This is a genomic window from Streptomyces sp. NPDC107559 (assembly GCF_055657365.1).
On the sequence record NZ_JBVKBD010000009.1, the window covers coordinates 16,457 to 35,868 of the forward strand.

Annotated in this window: 17 protein-coding genes; 8 read left to right on the plus strand and 9 right to left on the minus strand. The window is 72.8% G+C overall.

The window, feature by feature from the left end; genetic code table 11:
- Window positions 1-36 precede the first annotated feature (36 nt).
- Complete coding sequence (locus ACZ7OY_RS25340; RefSeq protein WP_385527724.1) at window positions 37-720, plus strand: ABC transporter ATP-binding protein; 684 nt, start codon at window positions 37-39, stop codon at window positions 718-720.
- A 220-nt stretch (window positions 721-940) separates the two neighbouring features.
- On the opposite strand, the gene ACZ7OY_RS25345 is transcribed toward ACZ7OY_RS25340, so the two are convergent.
- Window positions 941-1,852 (minus strand): helix-turn-helix domain-containing protein, encoded by a 912-nt coding sequence (locus ACZ7OY_RS25345; protein ID WP_471913488.1) that lies wholly within the window; start codon window positions 1,850-1,852, stop codon window positions 941-943.
- A gap of 179 nt (window positions 1,853-2,031) precedes the next feature.
- On the opposite strand from ACZ7OY_RS25345, the gene ACZ7OY_RS25350 reads away from it, so the two are divergent.
- Window positions 2,032-3,072 carry an NAD(P)-dependent alcohol dehydrogenase gene (locus ACZ7OY_RS25350; RefSeq protein ID WP_471913489.1) on the plus strand — a complete coding sequence of 347 codons (1,041 nt, stop codon included), beginning with the start codon at window positions 2,032-2,034 and terminating at the stop codon, window positions 3,070-3,072.
- 70 nt (window positions 3,073-3,142) lie between these two features.
- Here the strand turns inward: ACZ7OY_RS25350 and ACZ7OY_RS25355 are convergent, their stop codons facing one another.
- Window positions 3,143-4,615: an FAD-binding protein gene (locus ACZ7OY_RS25355; protein ID WP_471913490.1), complete on the minus strand. Its 1,473-nt coding sequence runs from the start codon at window positions 4,613-4,615 to the stop codon at window positions 3,143-3,145.
- Window positions 4,616-4,887: 272 nt separating this feature from the next.
- Here ACZ7OY_RS25355 and ACZ7OY_RS25360 point away from each other — a divergent pair, with 272 nt between their 5' ends.
- The gene (locus ACZ7OY_RS25360) at window positions 4,888-5,685 is read left to right on the plus strand and encodes a carbon-nitrogen family hydrolase (protein WP_471913491.1); all 798 of its coding nucleotides are present in this window, start codon (window positions 4,888-4,890) and stop codon (window positions 5,683-5,685) included.
- Window positions 5,686-5,704: 19 nt separating this feature from the next.
- Here the strand turns inward: ACZ7OY_RS25360 and ACZ7OY_RS25365 are convergent, their stop codons facing one another.
- Window positions 5,705-6,823, minus strand: coding sequence for a hypothetical protein (locus ACZ7OY_RS25365; protein ID WP_471913492.1), 1,119 nt, complete (start codon window positions 6,821-6,823; stop codon window positions 5,705-5,707).
- 125 nt (window positions 6,824-6,948) lie between these two features.
- On the opposite strand from ACZ7OY_RS25365, the gene ACZ7OY_RS25370 reads away from it, so the two are divergent.
- Window positions 6,949-8,103: a cystathionine gamma-synthase gene (locus ACZ7OY_RS25370; RefSeq protein WP_351616143.1), complete on the plus strand. Its 1,155-nt coding sequence runs from the start codon at window positions 6,949-6,951 to the stop codon at window positions 8,101-8,103.
- Window positions 8,104-8,170: 67 nt separating this feature from the next.
- Here the strand turns inward: ACZ7OY_RS25370 and ACZ7OY_RS25375 are convergent, their stop codons facing one another.
- The 3 genes from ACZ7OY_RS25375 to ACZ7OY_RS25385 all read right to left on the minus strand — a co-directional run bounded on the left by ACZ7OY_RS25375 (window position 8,171) and on the right by ACZ7OY_RS25385 (window position 9,655).
- Window positions 8,171-8,419 carry a hypothetical protein gene (locus tag ACZ7OY_RS25375; protein ID WP_471913493.1) on the minus strand — a complete coding sequence of 83 codons (249 nt, stop codon included), beginning with the start codon at window positions 8,417-8,419 and terminating at the stop codon, window positions 8,171-8,173.
- A 40-nt stretch (window positions 8,420-8,459) separates the two neighbouring features.
- Window positions 8,460-8,972: a sigma factor-like helix-turn-helix DNA-binding protein gene (locus ACZ7OY_RS25380; protein WP_471913494.1), complete on the minus strand. Its 513-nt coding sequence runs from the start codon at window positions 8,970-8,972 to the stop codon at window positions 8,460-8,462.
- 176 nt (window positions 8,973-9,148) lie between these two features.
- Window positions 9,149-9,655 carry a MarR family winged helix-turn-helix transcriptional regulator gene (locus ACZ7OY_RS25385; protein ID WP_471913743.1) on the minus strand — a complete coding sequence of 169 codons (507 nt, stop codon included), beginning with the start codon at window positions 9,653-9,655 and terminating at the stop codon, window positions 9,149-9,151.
- A 163-nt stretch (window positions 9,656-9,818) separates the two neighbouring features.
- Between ACZ7OY_RS25385 and ilvA the strand changes: the two genes are divergently transcribed.
- On the plus strand, window positions 9,819-11,048 hold the full coding sequence (ilvA, locus tag ACZ7OY_RS25390) for a threonine ammonia-lyase (protein ID WP_471913495.1): 1,230 nt from the start codon (window positions 9,819-9,821) through the stop codon (window positions 11,046-11,048).
- A 77-nt stretch (window positions 11,049-11,125) separates the two neighbouring features.
- Here the strand turns inward: ilvA and greA are convergent, their stop codons facing one another.
- Together greA and ACZ7OY_RS25400 are read right to left on the minus strand one after the other, a co-directional pair.
- Window positions 11,126-11,626, minus strand: coding sequence for a transcription elongation factor GreA (gene greA, locus ACZ7OY_RS25395; protein ID WP_471913496.1), 501 nt, complete (start codon window positions 11,624-11,626; stop codon window positions 11,126-11,128).
- Between the two features lie 283 nt (window positions 11,627-11,909).
- Window positions 11,910-12,308, minus strand: a complete 399-nt coding sequence (locus tag ACZ7OY_RS25400; protein ID WP_471913497.1) for a DUF4307 domain-containing protein — start codon at window positions 12,306-12,308, stop codon at window positions 11,910-11,912.
- A gap of 235 nt (window positions 12,309-12,543) precedes the next feature.
- Here ACZ7OY_RS25400 and mca point away from each other — a divergent pair, with 235 nt between their 5' ends.
- Both mca and ACZ7OY_RS25410 read left to right on the plus strand, forming a co-directional pair.
- Window positions 12,544-13,404 carry a mycothiol conjugate amidase Mca gene (gene mca, locus ACZ7OY_RS25405; protein ID WP_471913744.1) on the plus strand — a complete coding sequence of 287 codons (861 nt, stop codon included), beginning with the start codon at window positions 12,544-12,546 and terminating at the stop codon, window positions 13,402-13,404.
- Window positions 13,397-13,654 (plus strand): hypothetical protein, encoded by a 258-nt coding sequence (locus ACZ7OY_RS25410; protein WP_471913498.1) that lies wholly within the window; start codon window positions 13,397-13,399, stop codon window positions 13,652-13,654. Before mca ends, ACZ7OY_RS25410 begins: the two co-directional genes overlap by 8 nt.
- A gap of 169 nt (window positions 13,655-13,823) precedes the next feature.
- Here the strand turns inward: ACZ7OY_RS25410 and ACZ7OY_RS25415 are convergent, their stop codons facing one another.
- Window positions 13,824-17,036, minus strand: coding sequence for a tetratricopeptide repeat protein (locus tag ACZ7OY_RS25415; protein WP_471913499.1), 3,213 nt, complete (start codon window positions 17,034-17,036; stop codon window positions 13,824-13,826).
- A 161-nt stretch (window positions 17,037-17,197) separates the two neighbouring features.
- On the opposite strand from ACZ7OY_RS25415, the gene ACZ7OY_RS25420 reads away from it, so the two are divergent.
- Window positions 17,198-19,231, plus strand: coding sequence for a thioredoxin domain-containing protein (locus ACZ7OY_RS25420; RefSeq protein WP_471913500.1), 2,034 nt, complete (start codon window positions 17,198-17,200; stop codon window positions 19,229-19,231).
- Window positions 19,232-19,412 lie beyond the last annotated feature (181 nt).

Below are 19,412 nucleotides of genomic sequence, written 5' to 3' on the forward strand. Positions count from 1 at the left end.
CCCGTCTCCACACCTCACCCAGGAGTTGCACCCACCATGTACGAACTCAGAAGCGTCACCAAGCGCTACACGCGGGGCAAGGACACCGTCCACGCGCTCGACGGCATCGACCTGACCATCGCGGACGGCGACCGGCTCGTCATCCAGGGCCCCACCGGCGGCGGCAAGTCCACCCTGCTCCAGATGCTCGGCGGACTCGACCGGCCCACCTCCGGCGAGGTCGTCCTCGACGGCACCGACCTGGCCAAGCTGTCCGAGGCCCGGCTCACCAAGGTGCGCAGCGAGAACATCGGCTTCGTGTTCCAGTCGTTCAACCTCATCCCGACGCTGACCGCGCAGGAGAACGTCGAGACCGCGCTCGTACCGCTCGGCGTGAAGGTGAAGGACCGGCGCGAACGGGCCGCCGAGGCCCTGAAGTCGGTCGGACTCGGCGAGCGGCTGGGACACCTGCCCGGCGAGATGTCCGGCGGTCAGCAGCAGCGCGTCGCCATCGCCCGCGCCCTGGTGAAGCAGCCGAAGGTGCTCCTCGCCGACGAGCCCACCGGCAACCTCGACGAGGGCATGCGCGACGAGATCATGGAGGTGCTCGAAAGCATGTGGAAGGAGCACGGGCTCACCTTCATCATGGTCACCCACGACTCCGCGATCGCGAAGAAGGCACCGCGCCTGGCGACCATCCGCAAGGGGAAGATCACCGTCAAGGAGAACGCGAACTCGTAGGCCGGGCACACCGAGGACGCCGTCCGCGCACGACCGCACCGGTGGTGGTACGCGGACGGTCCCGCGCCCGGCCCTGTCCGCGCCCGGCCCGTCCGCACCCGGCCCTGTCCACGCCCGGCCCGTTTTCGCGTCCGCCCCTTCCGCACCCGGCCCTGTCCACGCCCGGCCCGTTCGCGTCCGCCCCTTCCGCGCCCCTGCCCGCCGCCCCCGGCCCGTCCGCTCAGGCCAGCGGTACGCGTCTGGCGTCCGTGCCCCAGCTGGCCAGCAGGCGCAGGGCCTCGGCCGACGCGGAGCCCGGCTCCGCGTGATAGGTGATCAGGTGCTGCTCGCCGTCGTCGACCAGGCCGAACGTCTCGAAGGAGAGGGCGAGATCGCCGACGAGCGGATGGTGCATCCGCTTGGTGCCGTGGCTCTTCTCCTTGACGTCGTGCGTGGCCCACAGCCTGCGGAACACCTCGCTCTTCACGGAGAGCTCGCCGACCAGCGCCGACAGCCGCGGATCGTCCGGATGACAGCCGGCGTCCATCCGCAGGTAGCTGACGATGTCGGTCGCCTTCTGGTCCCAGTCCACGAACAGGTCGCGGTAGTCGGGCCTGAGGAACACCAGCCGGGCCCAGTTCCGCTCCTGCGCGGGCAGCTCCGACCAGTCGCCGAACAGGGCCGCCGCCATCCGGTTCCAGGCGAGGATGTCCGAGCGCCGGCCGGTGACATAGGCCGGGATGCCCTCCATGCTGTCCAGCAGCTGCCGCAGCCCGGTCCGCACCTGCTGCTGCCGCGCCGCCGGCCTGCGCTTGTGCTGCTTGGGCTTCGCCAGATGCGTGAGGTGCGCGTGCTCGGCGCCGGTCAGCCGCAGCGCCCGCGCGATCGAGTCCAGCACCTCGGCCGACACGTTCCGCCCGTTGCCCTGCTCCAGCCGCGTGTAGTACGCCACGGACACCCCGGCCAGCTGGGCCAGCTCCTCGCGCCGCAGCCCGGGTACCCGGCGGTGCCGCCCGAAGTCGGGCAGCCCCACGTCCTCCGGCTTCAGCCGGGCCCGCCGGGACCGCAGGAACTCGCTGAGCTCGGCCCGGCGGTCCAGCGCCGCCCCGCCCGGCTCCAGGGGCCCTGGTACGGGCTCGGGCAGTTCGTCCATACGTCCAGTATTCACGGCCCGTGGCTGGTCCTACGTTCCCGAGCCTGACCCCGCCAGTAGTAGGAACACCGGACGTAGGCACAAGCGTGGTCTGGGTGGCCGTCCTGATCTCGGGCAGGCTGGACACCGTGCCCGGCCGAGGACGGCCGGGCACGGAATCACCAGCTAGGAGAATCGGCATGACCACTGTCGCCGCTTACGCCGCCCCCGCAGCCAAGGCGCCGCTGGAGCGCACCACGATCGAGCGCCGCGCGGTCCGCGAGTTCGACGTGCTGATCGACATCAAGTTCGCGGGCATCTGCCACTCGGACATCCACCAGGCCCGCGAGGGCTGGGGCGAGGCCATCTTCCCGATGGTCCCCGGCCACGAGATCGCGGGCGTCGTCTCCGAGGTCGGCCCCGGCGTGACCCGGTTCGCCGTCGGCGACCGGGTGGGCGTCGGCTGCATGGTCGACTCCTGCCGCGAGTGCGACAACTGCAAGGCGGGCCTGGAGCAGTACTGCACCGGCGGCGCGACCATGACGTACAACGGCGTCGGCCGGGACGGGGAGCCGACCTACGGCGGCTACTCCGAGAAGGTCGTCGTCGACGAGAACTACGTCGTCCGCATCCCCGACGGCCTCAAGCTGGACGAGGCCGCGCCGCTGCTGTGCGCCGGCATCACCCTGTACTCCCCGCTGCGGCACTGGAACGCGGGCCCCGGCAAGAAGGTCGCCATCCTCGGCATGGGCGGCCTCGGCCACATGGGCGTCAAGATCGCGCACGCGCTCGGCGCCGAGGTGACCGTACTGTCGCAGTCGCTGCGCAAGCAGGAGGACGGGCTGAAGCTGGGCGCCGACCACTACTACGCCACCAGCGACCCGAAGACCTTCGATGAACTGCGCGGCAGCTTCGACCTGATCGTCTCCACGGTGTCCGCACCGCTCGACTTCGGCCGGTTCCTGTCCCTGCTGAAGTCCGACGGCGCGCTGGTGAACGTGGGCGCCCCCGAGGAGCCGGTCTCCCTCAACCTCTTCTCGCTGATCGGCGGCCGCAAGACGCTGGCCGGATCCAGCATCGGCGGCATTCGCGAGACCCAGGAGATGCTGGACTTCTGTGCGGAGCACGGCTTCGGCGCCGAGATCGAGCTGATCCGCGCCGACGAGATCAACGAGGCGTACGAGCGGGTGCTCGCCAGCGACGTGCGCTACCGGTTCGTGATCGACACCGCGACGATCTGACCGCGCCGTCCGTCTCCCGGCCGGATGCCTCCCCGCTGCCCGGGGAGGCATCCGGCCGGGGCGCCCGCGCTCAGAAGATGCCCTGGCCCGGGACGAGGATCCCGCGGGGGTCGTACCGGCGCTTCGCCGCCTGCAGCCGCGGCCAGGCCGGGCCGAAGTGGGCCCGCCAGTCGGCGCGGGTGAAGGGGATGCTGCCGACCGGGTACTGGGTGCCGCCGGCCGCGGCGGTCGCCTCGTAGGCGGAGCGGTTGGCCGCCAGCAGCCGGCCGACGGCGGCGGTGTCGTCCGGCGGCACGGTCCTCAGCACACCGAGGAGGTACGACAGGGAGTCGTCGGAGGTGCGCAGCAGCGGGGCGGTCAGCCGGTCCCGGCGCAGCGGGTAGAGCAGGACGACACCGGGGCCCAGGTCGGCCGGGGTGAGGGCGTCCAGCACCCGGGCGCCGAGCGCGGCGGCGGACGACCCGGGGAGCAGCAGGTTGAGCCACGGGTGGGCGTACGACCACAGGCCCGCCGCCTTCAGCGCGGCCACGGCCGGGGCCAGCCGGTCCAGGAAGTCGTAGTAGGCCAGGTCGGCGCGCTCCGCCTTGGCCGGGTCGTGACGCAGGCCGCGCAGCAGGGCGGTGTCGTCGGGCGCGGGTCCGGCCGGCGGGCCGTAGGCCACCGCCTCCAGGAGGTACGAGCGGAAGGCGCCGTCGGCGTCCGCGACGACCTGGCCCTCGACGTAGTCGAAGCGGTCCTCCTCGACGAGGATGCGCTGGTCGTCGAGGAAGGTCTCCAGGTCGTCGTAGGGCAGCAGGTAGTGGCGTACGGTCTCCGGCGCGCGCACCAGCCGCAGCGTCGCCTCGACGACGACACCGCACTGGCCGAGCCCGGCCAGGACGGCGTGGAAGAGGTCGGGGCGCCGGGTGGGGGAGCAGCGGACCGCCTCGCCCGCTCCGGTGACGACCAGGAGTCCGGTGACGTTGTCGACCTGGGCGCCGTGCCGGTGGGTCTGGCCGCCCAGCCCGCCCGCGGACAGGGTGCCGCCGACGGAGAGTTCGAGATAGTCGGTGAAGACGGGCGGGGTGAGCCCGTGGGCGGTCGTCGCCCGGGCCACGTCGCTCCACCGGGCGCCCGCGCCGACGGTGACGGTGGTGCTGTCCGGCCCCACGTGACCGATGTCCGCGAGGGTCGCGGTCTCGATGACCAGACCGCCCGTCACCTGCGCCTGGCCGAAGGTGGCATGGCCCTGCCCGCGCGGCGCGACCGGCAGCCGCCGCTCGTTGCAGAACCGGACCATGGCGACGACGTCGCGGACCGAACCCGGGCGCAGGACGGCGACGGGACGGTGGTGCGCGAGGTGTCCGTAGTCGTCGGCGGTGGCGGCGAGCGACGGCTCGTCCGTGACGAGCGTCCCGTCCAGCCGGGGGATCCCGGCCGTGCCCGGACCGGGGGCCGACCCGGCCGCGGCCCAGCCACGGGTAGCGGCGTCGAAGCCGATCACCGCCGTCCCGGTGACGGTGAGTCCGCGCAGCACGGCACGTCTTGACGGGGTGTGAACCATCCGCCCTTCCACCTCTCAGCCGATCCGAATGGTCAAATCCCGGTCAGCGTAGGTCAGTTGTCCCCGCCGGACGCGGACTTCGGCCACTCCCGGGTGAGCCGGTGCCGGGTGCGGCCGAGGCCGCCGGGACGGCGCCGCGTCGGGCCGTGCCCCCGGGCGGACCCACGGGGCGCGAAGCCCGCGGATGCCTCCTCGCGTCCGCTTCCTTACGCTCGTAGGAACAGGTTTCCTTTGCCTTCGACCGCCGGGACGCGGTCGCGGAGGTGACACCCATGCGTGCCTCGCTGGTACAGCTGTCCGTGGACGCGTCGGACACCGCGGACGAGCGCCGTCACCGGGCGGCCTCGCTGGTGGGCGCCCGGACCGGTGACGATCTGGTGGTCCTGCCGGAGCTCTGGGCGGCCGGCGCATGGTCGTACGACCGCTGGGAGCACGACGCCGAGGGGATCGACGGCCCCACCGCGCAGGCGATGTCCGCTGCGGCACGCCGGGCCGGAGTGTGGCTCCACGCGGGATCGATCGTCGAGCGGGACGCGGACGGGACCCTGTACAACACCGCGCTCCTCTTCGACCGGTCGGGCGAACTGCGCGGCCGCTATCGCAAGATCCACCGGTACGGCTTCGACACCGGCGAGGCCACCCTGATGGGCGGCGGCGACGACATCGTCACCGTGCCCACCGACTTCGGCGTGGTCGGCCTCGCCATCTGCTACGACCTCCGCTTCCCCGAACTCTTCCGGGGCCTGATCGACGCGGGCGCCGAGCTGATCGCGGTGCCCGCCGCCTGGCCCGCGGCCCGGCTGAGCCACTGGCAGCTGCTCACCCGCACGAGGGCCCTGGAGGAGCAGGTCTTCCTCCTGGCCTGCTGCGCCACGGGTACGCACGGCGACATGCGGCAGGCCGGGCACAGCGCGGTCGTCGATCCCTGGGGGACCGTCCTGGGCGAGGCCCGCACCGCGGAGGAGACGCTGACGGTGGACCTCGACATGGCCGAGGTCACCCGTATCCGCACCGAACTCCCCGTCCTGCGCGACCGCGTACTCGCCATCGAGGCCCCGGCGGTGCACTGACCACCGGAACGGACCCTGTTCAGTGCGGGAGTGTCGCCGGGCTGCCGCCGTTGGCCTCGTAGCCCGCCACCGCCAGTGCCCGGTACGTCGCGAACTCGGCGGCCGGGTCGGCGGACAGGGCCCAGGGGAGGGCACCCACGTGGCCGTCGACGTGTATCAGCTGGGTCATCGCCTCGGACCAGCGTTCGGAGCGGACCAGGAAGAAGACGAGGAGGTGACGGACGTGCGCCAGCATCGGGTCGTCGGGGCGGGCCGCGTGCACCGCGAACAGCGCGCCGTGGATCGCCTTCGTCACGACCTCGCTCTGGTAGAAGCTCCTGACCAGGTTGAGCTCGGGCAGGTGCTCGAAGACCGCGAAGAGCGGCATGGCGGCCAGCAGCGAGCCCTGGGGCGCGCGGGTCGCCGCGGACTCGGCGAAGGAGTACGCCAGCTTGCGCGAACCGTGCCACTTCTCGCACCAGTGGTGCAGCGCCGCCAGATGCGCGCCCATGTGCGCCGGGGCGCGGTCCAGGATCTTCAGCCACAGCTGCTCGAACTCGGGCTGGGGGTACGCCAGCCCGCGGGCCACCGACAGCTCGACGATGTACGGGACCGGGTCGCCGGGGGCGAGCAGCGCCGCCTGCCCGCAGGCGTCCCTGGCCTCCTCCATGATGATCCGGAACTCCTCCGTCCCCGGGGACGACGTCCGCCACGCCTGCTGGACCAGGAACTCGGCGTGCACCGCCGCGCCGCCCGGGTCCTTGGGCGCCTCGGCCCGCCACACCCGCAGCCACTGCCCGCCCGGCGTCTCGCTCACCCCGCCGGGACGCTGCTGCATCTCCAGCGAGGCCGCCCCCGCGAGGGACTGCACGCGCTGCCAGCGCAGCTCGCCCGCCGTCTCGGTGCCGGCCAGCAGCTGCTGCGCCGCCCGGTAGTCCTGGGTGCGCTGCACCAGGTCGAGGACGTCGACGAGGTCCTGGTCGCGGCCGGGCAGACGGATGTCCAGCTCCTCCTCGCGCACGAATCCGTACGTCGCCGGATCGGCGGCGTCCGGGTGGCCGGGCGTCACCTGCTCGATCCGGCCGCCGCCGCGCAGCAGGAAGCGGGTCAGTACGAAGCCCAGCACGGCCAGAGCCATCAGGACCCAGAGAATCTCCATGGCTCAAGCGAACCAGACGGCGCCGACAATTGGCCAACCCGTTCGACGGCCGGCGCCACCGCCACGGAGGTCCCGCCGTCCCGCCGCCCGACACCGGCCTCCCGGGCGCACTACGCTCGGGGCTCATGAGTGACAGGCACATCAGTCAGCACTTCGAGACCCTCGCGATCCACGCGGGCAACACCGCCGACCCCCTCACCGGCGCCGTCGTCCCGCCCATCTACCAGGTCTCGACCTACAAACAGGACGGCGTCGGCGGACTGCGCGGCGGCTACGAGTACAGCCGCAGCGCCAATCCGACCCGCACCGCCCTCGAAGAGAACCTCGCCGCCCTGGAGGGCGGTCGTCGCGGCCTCGCGTTCGCGTCCGGACTGGCGGCCGAGGACTGCCTGTTGCGTACGCTGCTGAGCCCCGGCGACCACGTGGTCATCCCGAACGACGCCTACGGCGGCACGTTCCGGCTGTTCGCGAAGGTCGTCGCCCGGTGGGGCGTGGAGTGGTCGGTGGCCGACACCAGCGACCCCGGCGCCGTACGGGCGGCCATCACGCCGCGGACCAAGGCCGTGTGGGTGGAGACCCCCTCCAACCCGCTGCTCGGCATCACCGACATCGCCGCCGTCGCCCAGATCGCCCGGGACGCGGGCGCCCGGCTCGTCGTCGACAACACCTTCGCCACGCCGTACCTCCAGCAGCCGCTGGCGCTCGGCGCGGACGTCGTGGTGCACTCCCTGACCAAGTACATGGGCGGCCACTCGGACGTCGTCGGCGGCGCACTGATCGTCAACGACGCGGAGCTGGGCGAGGAACTCGCCTACCACCAGAACGCGATGGGCGCGGTCGCCGGGCCCTTCGACTCCTGGCTGGTGCTGCGCGGCACCAAGACGCTGTCGGTGCGCATGGATCGGCACAGCGAGAACGCCACGAAGATCACCGACATGCTCACCCGGCACCCGCGCGTGACCCGTGTGCTCTACCCGGGTCTGCCCGAGCACGCCGGGCACGAGATCGCCGCCAAGCAGATGAGGGCGTTCGGCGGCATGGTGTCCTTCCAGGTCGAGGGCGGCGAGGAGGCGGCGGTCGGGGTCTGCAACCGGGCCAAGGTGTTCACGCTCGGCGAGTCCCTCGGTGGCGTCGAGTCGCTGATCGAGCACCCCGGGCGCATGACGCACGCCTCCGCGGCGGGCTCGGCCCTGGAGGTGCCCGCCGACCTCGTACGCCTCTCCGTGGGCATCGAGAACGTCGAGGACCTCCTGGAGGACCTCCAGCAGGCCCTGGGCTAGCGGCGCCGGGACCGGCGGGTGCCCCGGGCCGGCGGCGTCCGGGGCCGCCGGCGGCCCGCCGGGAGGTTCACCAGCCCGTCAGGGGTGGAGTCGTGTCCGAGGGCGGCTCCACCCAGGGCCGGACGGTCAGCGCCCAGACCGTGAACGCCAGCACCCCGGCGACCAGCAGCAGCCACAGCAGGCGACGCGCGCGCGTCCTGCGCCGCAGGACGCGACCGCCACGGCGTACGGCGTCCGCGTGGAGGCCGGGCGGCACCCGGGGCGGGGTCCGCTCCATGATCCGCCGTGCCGCCGCCTCCCGCTCGGGCCGGTTCACCGGTGCCTCCCCTCGCGCGGCCGCCCTGCCCCGGCGGCCGTCACGACGGGGCCGGCTTCGCCTCGGCCGCGGCGGGCGCCGGGCTCCTGGGCGGGTGCAGGAGGGTGGCCGTCGCCCGGTCGCAGATCGCGTGGACGCGTTCGACGGGCAGCCCGAGCAGCGACGCAGCCTGCTCCTCCGCGACCCCCTCGTACAACCGCAGGACCAGGATCAGCCGCTCCTGCGGTGTGAGGACGGCCAGCGCGCTCGCGGGGTGCCCACGGGCGCGACGGCGCATACCGAGGACGCCGTAGCGGTGCCACGCACCATGGGCGAACCGGGTGGCCAGATATCGACGGGTGCGGTCGTACGGATCCTCCCCGCGCAGCCGGTCCCAGGACGCGTAGGTGTGGGCCAGGGCCAGCGTCAGCAGGTGTCGCGCACGGGGGTTGTCGTCCGGTGCCTCCGCCGTGAGCAGCGTGGCGGTGTGCAGCAGCCGTCCGCCCGCGCCGGCCACGAACGACTCGAACTCCCGGTCCTGGCGGGCAGCTTGCGGGGCACGTCGTTCTCGCACCGCGCCTCCCGCCCGACAGCCGCCCTGAGGAAACGGTTCCCCGTCCTTGGTGAGGGAGAACCGGTCTCATATGAGGCCCGGGACGACCTTTCGGTCAAGAGGCGCGCACGGCCGGGAACCGCGGCCCGCGCGTCCCGGTCCGGGAGTCCACCGCGGGCCGGCGCGCCGACCGGGGCTCAGGAGGCGGGCTGTGGATTCGCGCCCGGGACTCCCTGGGGCGCCATCCGGGCGGAGAGCGCGGTGTTGAAACGGGTCAGCAGCGAACAGAACGCCTCCCGCTCCTCGGGCGCCCAGTCGTGCGTCAGCTCGGCCATCAACTGTCGCCTCGACGAACGTACTTCCTCCAGTCGCGCCAGCCCCCGCGGGGACAGCTGGAGCACCACCGCGCGCCCGTCCTCCGGGTGCGAGGTGCGCTTGACCAGGCCGGTGTCCACCAGCGGAGCCACCTGCCGGGTGACCGTCGAGGAGTCGATGCCCATGCTCGCGGCGAGCGCCTTGACGCCCATCGGGCCCTCGTTGTCCAGCCGGTTGAGCAGCAGGTACGCGGCGCGGTCCATGGAGTTGCGCACCTGCCCCACGCCCCCGAGCCGGGTCTGTTCGGCGCGGCGGGCGAACACCGCCACCTCGTGCTGGAGGGTGTCCAGAAGGCCGGGGTCACCGAGGGTCGTCATGTCCATCGACATTTCGGGTGTTGTGGGCATGGCCGCGGACTCACTTCATGAAGGGTGCTGGGATGTGGGGGACAGGGTACGCGGCCGAAGGGCGGGCCGTACCGGCGCTGCGGAAACCGGTCTCGGTGGTTGGTCACAATGAAACGCTCCGTGTGTGAACTGCGAGACTTGAGTCATGAACTACCGCAAGGCCGCCCCCTTGCCGCCGGTCACCCTGGACGACGTGCGCGGAGCGCAGAAGATGCTCGCGGGCGTGGCCCGCACGACCGCGATGGAGGGCAGCAGGTACCTGTCGCGGCTGGTGGGTGCGCCGGTGCACCTCAAGTGCGAGAACCTCCAGCGGACCGGGTCGTTCAAGCTGCGCGGCGCGTACGTGCGGATCGCCGGACTGCTGCCCGAGGAGCGGGCCGCCGGTGTCGTCGCCGCCAGCGCGGGCAACCACGCCCAGGGCGTCGCCCTGGCGTCGTCGCTGCTCGGGGTGCGTTCCACCGTGTTCATGCCCAAGGGCGCCCCGCTGCCGAAGATCAGCGCGACCCAGCACTACGGCGCCGAGGTGCGCCTGCACGGGCACGTGGTCGACGAGACGCTGGCCGCCGCCCAGGAGTACGCGCACGAGACGGGCGCGGTGTTCATCCACCCCTTCGACCACCCCGACATCATCGCGGGCCAGGGCACGGTGGGCCTGGAGATCCTGGACCAGTGCCCCGAGGTGCGCACGATCGTCGTCGGGATCGGCGGCGGCGGACTGGCGGCCGGGGTCGCGGTCGCGGTGAAGGCGCTGCGGCCGGACGTGCGGATCGTCGGTGTGCAGGCGGAGGGCGCGGCGGCCTACCCGCCCTCGCTGACCGCCGGACGCCCGGTGTCGATCGCGAACCCGGCCACCATGGCCGACGGCATCAAGGTGGGACGGCCCGGTGACGTGCCCTTCGGGATCGTCGACGCGCTGGTGGACGAGGTCCGCACGGTCGGCGAGGACGCCCTGTCGACCGCGCTGCTGCTCTGCCTGGAGCGGGCCAAACTGGTCGTCGAACCCGCCGGGGCGAGCCCGGTCGCGGCCCTGCTGAGCGAGCCGGAGGCCTTCGAGGGGCCGGTGGTGGCGCTGCTGTCGGGCGGCAACGTCGACCCGCTGCTGCTCCAGCGGATCCTGCGGCACGGCATGGCCGCGCAGGGCCGCTACCTCGCGGTGACCGTGCGGCTGACGGACCGGCCGGGCGCCCTCGCGGCACTGCTGGGCGTGCTGTCGGTGGCCGACGCCAACGTCCTCGACGTGAGCCATGTACGGACCGACCCCCGGCTCGGCCTCGCGGAGGCGGAGGTGGAGCTGCACCTGGAGACGAAGGGCGCGGAACACTGCGCCGAGGTCGGCCGGGCCCTGCGCGAGGCGGGCTACACCGTCATCGGCTGAGGCACCGGGGCGCCTCGCGTACGGCGAAGCCCCCGGCGTCTCGGGGGCGCCGGGGGCTTCGTACGAGATGAAAGGGGTCAGCCGCTGTAGGGCTCGGCCGTCAGGATGCGCACCGACGCCTTCTTGCCGTTGGGCAGCTCGTACTCCGCGTCCTCGCCGACCTTGTGGCCGATCACGCCGGAACCCAGCGGGGACTGCGGCGAGTAGGTCTCGATGTCGGCGCTCGCGTACTCGCGCGAGGCGAGCAGGAAGGTCATCGTGTCGTCCTCGTCGCCGTCGAAGGCGATCGTGACGACCATGCCGGGCGCGACCGTGCCGTCCGCCGAGGTCGGGGCCTCGCCCACCTTGGCGTTCTCCATGAGCTGGGTCAGCTGGCGCACGCGGAGCTCCTGCTTGCCCTGCTCCTCCTTGGCGGCGTGATACCCGCCGTTCTCACGCAGGTCGCCCTCCTCGCGCGCGGCCGCGATCTTGGCAGCGATCTCCGTGCGCGCGGGACCAGTAAGGTACTCAAGCTCGTCCTTGAGCTTGTTGTACGCCTCCTGGGTCAGCCAGGTGACGTTCTCGCTGGTCTGGGTCACAGGGTGCTCCTCGTCGGTACAGGGAATACAAAGCATCGCCCTCCCCACAAGAATGGTCCCTCACGGATGGGCGAAACCACGAGCCTAACGGTTCACGGGCTGAAGGGGGAGGACATAAGCCACTAGAATTCTGTCGGCGCAGGTCAGCGGCTACGCATTCCGGAGGATGCGTACCTCGTCAGCCGGTAGTGGCCGATGTCACCGGGTACTGTCCGGTACGGCCGTCAGGGGCAGGATCCGGCGGGCGGGCGGGCGGTGTGTCGGCGGCCGGCCGGGGCCGGTGTCAGCCGGTGTGGCAGCCGAGGAGTTCGGCCGTCGTGCCGAGGGCCGTCGTGCGCAGGGTGACGACCTTGTCGATCCGCGTGGCCGAGCCGGAGAAGCGGAAGTCCGCCCGGCCCACCTCGGAGCCGTCGGCGGCCTGGGAGCGCAGGGTGCAGTAGCCGTCGGCGCCCGCGTCCTTGTGCACTTCGAGATGGACCTTCACCGCGTGGGCCGAGGCGTCGAAGGTGATCACCTGGGCGCTGATCTCGTTCTGGACCACGTAGTGGTAGCCGAGGAAGCCGATCAGGGCCAGCAGCGCGGCGCCGAGCACGGCCCCGACGACCTTGAGCGTGCGGTCGGTCCGCTCGTCCGAGGAACGGCCGTAACGGCCCTCGGGCAGTCGCGTACTCGCCGTACTCATGATCGTCCTCTCGGCAACGCCGTCGGCGGTGTCGGATGAAGCTCCGAAAGTGCGTTCCGGAGCGGGGCCCCGGAATTATTCGTCCCCCGATTCGGTCACTATAGAAGGCGCCCGCCAGCCGCCCGACTGCCGCCCCTCAACGAGGTCCCTGCGGGACGGCACCCACCGAACTGCACCCGTGCACCGCGGGCGCCGACCTACCGAGGAATGAGTCTTGACTGACCAGCTGCGACTGATGGCCGTGCACGCGCACCCCGACGACGAGTCGAGCAAGGGCGCGGCCACCATGGCGAAGTACGTGTCCGAGGGGGTGGACGTGCTGGTCGTGACCTGCACGGGCGGGGAACGCGGCTCCATCCTCAACCCCAAGCTCCAGGGCGACAAGTACATCGAGGAGAACATCCACGAGGTGCGCCGCAAGGAGATGGACGAGGCCCGGGAGATCCTCGGCGTCAAGCAGGAGTGGCTCGGCTTCGTCGACTCCGGCCTGCCCGAGGGCGACCCGCTGCCCCCGCTGCCCGAGGGCTGTTTCGCCCTGGAGGACGTCGACAAGGCGGCCAGCGAGCTGGTCAAGCAGATCCGCTCGTTCCGCCCCCAGGTGATCACCACCTACGACGAGAACGGCGGCTACCCGCACCCCGACCACATCATGACCCACAAGATCTCGATGGTGGCGTTCGAGGGCGCGGCGGACGCCGAGAAGTACCCCGAGAGCGAGTACGGCGCGGTCCACCGTCCGCTCAAGCTGTACTACAACCAGGGCTTCAACCGTCCGCGCACCGAGGCGCTGCACCAGGCGCTGCTGGACCGGGGCATGGAGTCGCCGTACGGGGACTGGCTCAAGCGCTGGAGCGAGTTCGAGCGCACCGAGCGCACGCTCACCACGCACGTCCCGTGTGCCGACTTCTTCGAGATCCGCGACAAGGCGCTGATCGCGCACGCCACGCAGATCGACCCCGACGGCGGCTGGTTCCGGGTGCCGATGGAGCTCCAGAAGGAGGTCTGGCCGACGGAGGAGTACGAGCTGGCGAAGTCCCTCGTGGACACCTCCCTCCCCGAGGACGACCTCTTTGCGGGCATCCGCGACAATGCCTGACATGAGCGCAAGCGTGAGTCTGGCAGTGACGCACCTCGTCCCCCTCGCCAAGGAGGTCGACGAGAACAAGGTCACCCCCGGCGTCCTCGGCTTCATCGTCTTCGCGGCGATGGCCCTGGCGGTGTGGGCCCTGATGAAGTCCATGAGCAAGCACATGGGCAAGGTCGACTTCAAGGAGTCCCCGGACCCCGCGGCGGAGGCCGGCTCCCGTACGACGGCGGCCGCCCAGGCCGAGCCCCAGCAGGGCTGACCGCCCACGGCCGGCCGGACCGGGCAGGGACGGCGCCCCCGCCGCCCCACGCCCGTCCGGCCGACGCCCGTGTCCCGGCGCCCTGCGCCCGCATGCCTTGCGCCCGCACGCCCAGGGCTCGGATGCCTCACCGCCGCACATCCCGGTGGACCGTCGGTTGTCCGGGGAGTCACCGGGCGGCTCGGGGCCCTTCCGGTACCGGTACCCCCATCACTTCGCGGGCGTGCCGGTCCGGCACCATGCCCAGCCGCCATGCCGGCCAGCCCGCCTCCGGGCTCACGCCCCGCTCCAGCAGCAGCCGGTACGCCTCCAGACAGCCGGTCAGCTTCTCGTCGCGCAGCGGATGCCCCGAGCCGGCGAGCCGGGTCACCTCCGCCAGGGCCGCCGCGGTGCCGGCCTCGGCGCCGTCCGGGTCGGTGTGCGGCAGCAGGGTGCAGCGCAGGAAGGCGGCCCAGTCGGCCCCGCGCAGATCGCCGTACGAGGTGAACAGGTCGGTGGCCTCGTCGCACAGGGCCAGGGCCTGCCGGTCGCGGGCGTTGCCCGCGTCGACGACCGCCAGCTCCAGGCAGGTCCAGGCCTCCCCGTGGGCGACGCCGATGCGCTGGAAGTCGGCGCGGGCGTCGACGAGGAGCTGGCGGGCGAAGCCGGAGTTGCGCAGCGAGCCGGTCTGCGCGGCGCGCTGGTCCCGGGTCACCCGGGCCGAGTGGTGGCGGGCGCAGGCCAGGCCGTAGACGTCGCGCATCCGGGAGAACATCGTGCGGGAGCGCTCCAGCGCGCGCACCGCGCGGTCCAGGTCGCCGGTCTCCTCCAGCGACTGGCCGAGGTAGTAGAGGGTCCAGGCCTCGCCGCGGGCGTCCTCGTTGTCGCGGTGCCGGGCGGCCGCCCGGTGCAGGCCGTCCACCGCGGGCGAGGGGTCCCCGGCCACCAGCCGGGCCCGCGCCAGCTGGGTCAGCGCCCAGGCCTCGCCGCGGGCGTCGCGGGTCCGGCCGTACAGGTCGAGGGCCTTGCCGAGCTCCGCCTCCGCGCGCGGTACGTCGCCCATACGCAGCCCCAGCTGGCCGAGCTGGAAGTGGGCCCACGCCTCGCCGTGCACGGAACCGCCCTCGTGGTGCAGCACCAGGGAGCGGGTCAGCAGGCCGAGCGCCTCGGCGAGGTGGGCGCGGTCGCGTTCCACGGCGGCCAACGCGTGCATGGTCCAGGCGCGGTCCGTGGCGAGTGCGGGGTCCGTCTGGAGGGCCAGGGCCTCCCGCAGTCGCGCCGCCGCCTCGGTCAGCTGGCCCTGGTGGTGCAGCGTGATGCCCAGCGAGCACAGGGCGCGGGCGGCGCCGGCGTCGTGGTGGGCCTCCCGGTAGAGGTCGACGACGGACGTGAGGGTCGTGCGGGCCTTGTCGAGTTCGCCGAGCTGACGGGCCGCGATGCCGGTGCGCCACTGCACCGAGCGGACCAGCAGCCCCTGGTCGACGGACTGGGCCAGTTCGCTGATCTCGCCCAGCCGGTAGAGGTCGCCGCGCAGCAGACAGTAGTCGCACAGCGCGCCGAGCAGGTTCTGCACCGCCGCCTGGTCCACGCCCTCCGCCTGCCGCAGGGTCGCGGTGATGAAGCTCGACTCGTCGTCCAGCCAGCGCAGTGCCTCGTCGAGGGAGGTGAAGCCGTGCGGGCTGAAGCGGTCCGAGCGGGTGGACATGTTGCCGTCGACGAGCCGCAGCACCGAGTCGGCCAGCTCGGCGTAGCTGACGATCAGCCGTTCCTGCGCGGCCGTGCGCTCGGCCGGCTCCTCCTCGTCGCCCAGGCGGGCCTGGGCGAAGGAGCGGACCAGGTCGTGCAGCCGGTAGCGGTCGCCGCGGACATGGTCGATCAGGCCGGCCCCGGAGAGCGCCTCGAGCAGCCGGGAGGCCTCCTGCCGGTCGGTGGCCAGCAGTGCGGCGGCGGCCGCCGCGCCGAGCGAGGCCCGGCCGGCCAGGGCCAGCCGTCTGAGCAGTCTGCGGGCCGGGTCCGGCTGGTCGGTGTAGCGCAGCCACAGCGCCCGTTCGACCGGTTCGACCGGGCCGTACGCGCTCAGGTCGGTGGCGAGCTGCCGGGGCGAGCGCGGGCCGAGCGCGGAGCCCGCGACCCGCAGGGCCAGCGGCAGCGCCCCGCACAACCGGCTTATCAGGTCGGCCGATTCGGCGTCGTAGGGCCCTGAACTGTCCTGGGCGACCGCCCCGAGCAGCGCCTCCGCGCCGGCCGCGTCCAGGGCCCGTACCGGCAGCCGGTGCACCCAGGCGGCCAGGTCGGCGGGCAGTTCCAGCGGCTCGCGGGCGGTGACCAGCACCAGGCTGTCGGAGCGCTCGGGGACCAGCGTGCGGATCTGCTCGGGGTCGCAGGCGTCGTCCAGGACCACGGTGACGGGCAGCCCGGTCAGATGCTGGTGGTAGAGCTCGGTCAGCCGTTTGACCTGCTGTTCGGGGGAGACGCGCTCCCGGAACAGCAGCTGCTCGCGGGGTGCGCCGAGCCGGTTCAGCAGATGCAGCAGCGCGTCGCGGGTGGGCAGCGGCGGTTCCTGCGCGCTGTCGCCGCGCAGATCGACCACGCAGGCGCCCCGGAACTGGTCCTTCAGATCGTGGGCGGCACGGACCGCGAGGGTGGTACGGCCACTGCCGGGCGCCCCGTGCAGCACGACGACCGTCGGCCGGGTCTCCGAGCTCGCGCGGGCCGCCTGCACCCACTGCCGGATCTGCGCCAGCTCGGTGCGCCGTCCCGTGAACGGCCCGCCGGGCTCGGGCAGTTGCCCGAAGGACTGGCCCAGCACGCTGCGGCCGCGCGCGGCCGCGCTCTTGTCCGTCCCGCGCAGCTGGGGACCCGTCTTCTTCGGGCCGGTGGAGGCGCTCAGCACCCGCTGCTGGTCCAGGAACGGACGGATCCCGCGTACCTCCAGTGCCGTCAGCCACTGCAACCTCAGCTGCTCCGGGCCGCCGGGCTGGCCCGCGGCTCCCGCCCGGTGGTGGGCGGCCGGCAGATGGGAACCGGCCACCTTCACGACGGTCGCCGCCGCGCCGGCCACCCCGACGGTGGCGCCCGCGGCCAGCGCCGTGCCCGCGCCGGTGCCCAGGGCCAGGTCGGTCACGGCGGCCGCGACCGCGGCAACGGCCGCCACCAGCAGGGGGGTCGTCCCGCCCTCGCGGGCGTAGCGCTGGCCGAAGGTGAGCTGTCCGGCGTGGGCCGCGTCGAGGGCGCGGGTGTAGGCCGCGTACTCCTCGGCGGCCGTCTGAGCCATGCTGTCGAGCGCGGCGCGCGTGCGGGTGATCAGAGCCTGTCCGTCGGCACGGCCGCCGGAGCGCCGTACCTCCTCCTCGACGGCCCGCACGATCAGCTGCTCGGCCTCCACCCTGTGACTGTCCCTCATGCCAGGTCCCCCTCCGGCGGCGACGGTGTGCCTCGTGGTCAAGTGTGCGGCGGATGAGGAGTGGAGGGGAGAGGGCCGACGACCCGCCGCCGGTGCGGGCGGGAGCCGCGCCGCATCGACGCTGTCCGTGGATCCCCGGGTACTGGGGCAGGATGGAACCCATGCCGAACCGCCTGGCTCATGAGACGTCCCCGTATCTGCTCCAGCACGCCGACAACCCCGTGGACTGGTGGCCCTGGTCGGCCGAGGCCTTCGAGGAGGCCCGCACGAGCGGCAGGCCGGTGCTGCTGAGCGTCGGCTACAGCAGCTGCCACTGGTGCCATGTCCTCGCCACGGAGAGCTTCGAGGACGAGCGGACCGCCGCGTACATGAACGAGCACTTCGTCAACGTCAAGGTCGACCGCGAGGAGCGGCCCGACGTCGACGCCGTCTACATGGAGGCCGTGCAGGCGGCGACCGGGCAGGGCGGCTGGCCCATGACGGTCTTCCTGACGCCGGAGGGCGAGCCCTTCTACTTCGGGACCTACTTCCCGCCCGAGCCCCGGCAGGGCATGCCGTCCTTCCGGCAGGTGCTGGAGGGGGTGCACAGCGCCTGGACCGACCGGCGGGACGAGGTCGCGGAGGTCGCCGGGAAGATCGTGCGGGACCTGGCGGCACGGGAGATCTCCTACGGCGACGCGAAGACCCCGGGCGACGGGGAGCTCGCGCAGGCGCTGCTCGCGCTCACCCGGGAGTACGACGACCGGCGCGGCGGGTTCGGCGGGGCGCCCAAGTTCCCGCCGTCCATGGTGGTCGAGTTCCTGCTGCGCCACCACGCCCGTACCGGCTCCGAGGGTGCGCTCCAGATGGCGCAGGACACCTGTGAGCGGATGGCCCGTGGCGGTATCTACGACCAGCTGGGCGGCGGCTTCGCCCGGTACTCCGTGGACCGGGAGTGGGTCGTGCCCCACTTCGAGAAGATGCTCTACGACAACGCACTTCTGTGCCGTGTCTATGCGCATCTGTGGCGGGCCACCGGCTCGGAGTCGGCCCGGCGGGTGGCGCTGGAGACGGCCGACTTCATGGTGCGCGAACTGCGCACGAACGAGGGCGGGTTCGCCTCCGCGCTCGACGCCGACAGCGACGACGGCGCCGGCCGGCATGTCGAGGGCGCGTACTACGTGTGGACACCCGCGCAGCTCGCCGAGGTGCTCGGGGAGCAGGACGCCGAACTGGCCGCCGCCCACTTCGGGGTGACCGCGGAGGGCACCTTCGAGGAGGGCTCCTCCGTACTGCAACTTCCGCAGCGCGAGGGCGTGTTCGACGCGGAGAGGATCGCCTCGGTCCGGACGCGGCTGCTCGCGGCCCGGGACCTGCGCCCCGCGCCGGGCCGGGACGACAAGGTGGTGGCCGCCTGGAACGGGCTCGCGATCGCCGCCCTCGCCGAGACCGGCGCCTACTTCGACCGCCCCGACCTGGTCGAGGCCGCCGTCTCCGCCGCCGATCTCCTGGTGCGTCTGCATCTGGACGAGCACGCGCGGCTCTGCCGGACCAGCAAGGACGGCCGGGCCGGGGCGAACGCGGGAGTGCTGGAGGACTACGCCGACGTCGCCGAGGGCTTCCTCGCCCTGGCGTCGGTGACCGGCGAGGGCGTGTGGCTCGAATTCGCCGGGCTGCTCCTCGACCACGTCCTGGCCGGATTCGTCGACCCCGGGTCGGGCGCCCTGTTCGACACCGCGGCCGACGCCGAGAAGCTGATCCGCCGCCCGCAGGATCCGACCGACAACGCCACCCCGTCCGGCTGGACGGCCGCGGCGGGCGCCCTGCTGGGCTATGCCGCGCAGACCGGCTCCGCGCCCCACCGGGCGGCGGCCGAGCGGGCGTTGGGCGTGGTGAAGGCGCTCGGCCCGCGGGTGCCGCGGTTCATCGGCTGGGGGCTCGCGGTCGCCGAGGCGCTGCTGGACGGGCCGCGGGAGGTCGCGATCGTCGGTCCTTCGCTCGACGATCCGGCGACCCGGGCCCTGCACCGCACCGCGCTTCTGGGCACCGCCCCCGGTGCCGTGGTCGCCGTCGGGATCGCGGAGAGTGACGAGTTCCCGCTGTTGGCCGGGCGGCCTCTGGTGGGTGGTGAGGCGGCCGCGTACGTCTGCCGTAACTTCACGTGCGACGCTCCCACGACCGACCAGGAGCGGCTGCGCGGGGCGCTGAACGGCTGAAACGGGCCATGGATGGCCGACGGGACGTGCCCGAATTGGGCATGTGTTCGGACACGTCCGGGTAATGGCGACTCAGTTCCGAAACAAGCTATTTATCGGAAGAGCTGCCTCATTTCACAGTTCCCCCCTAGTCTCTGCACAGTACCGCGACGGAGGTGACTCCCCGTCGCGACAGGGGGCT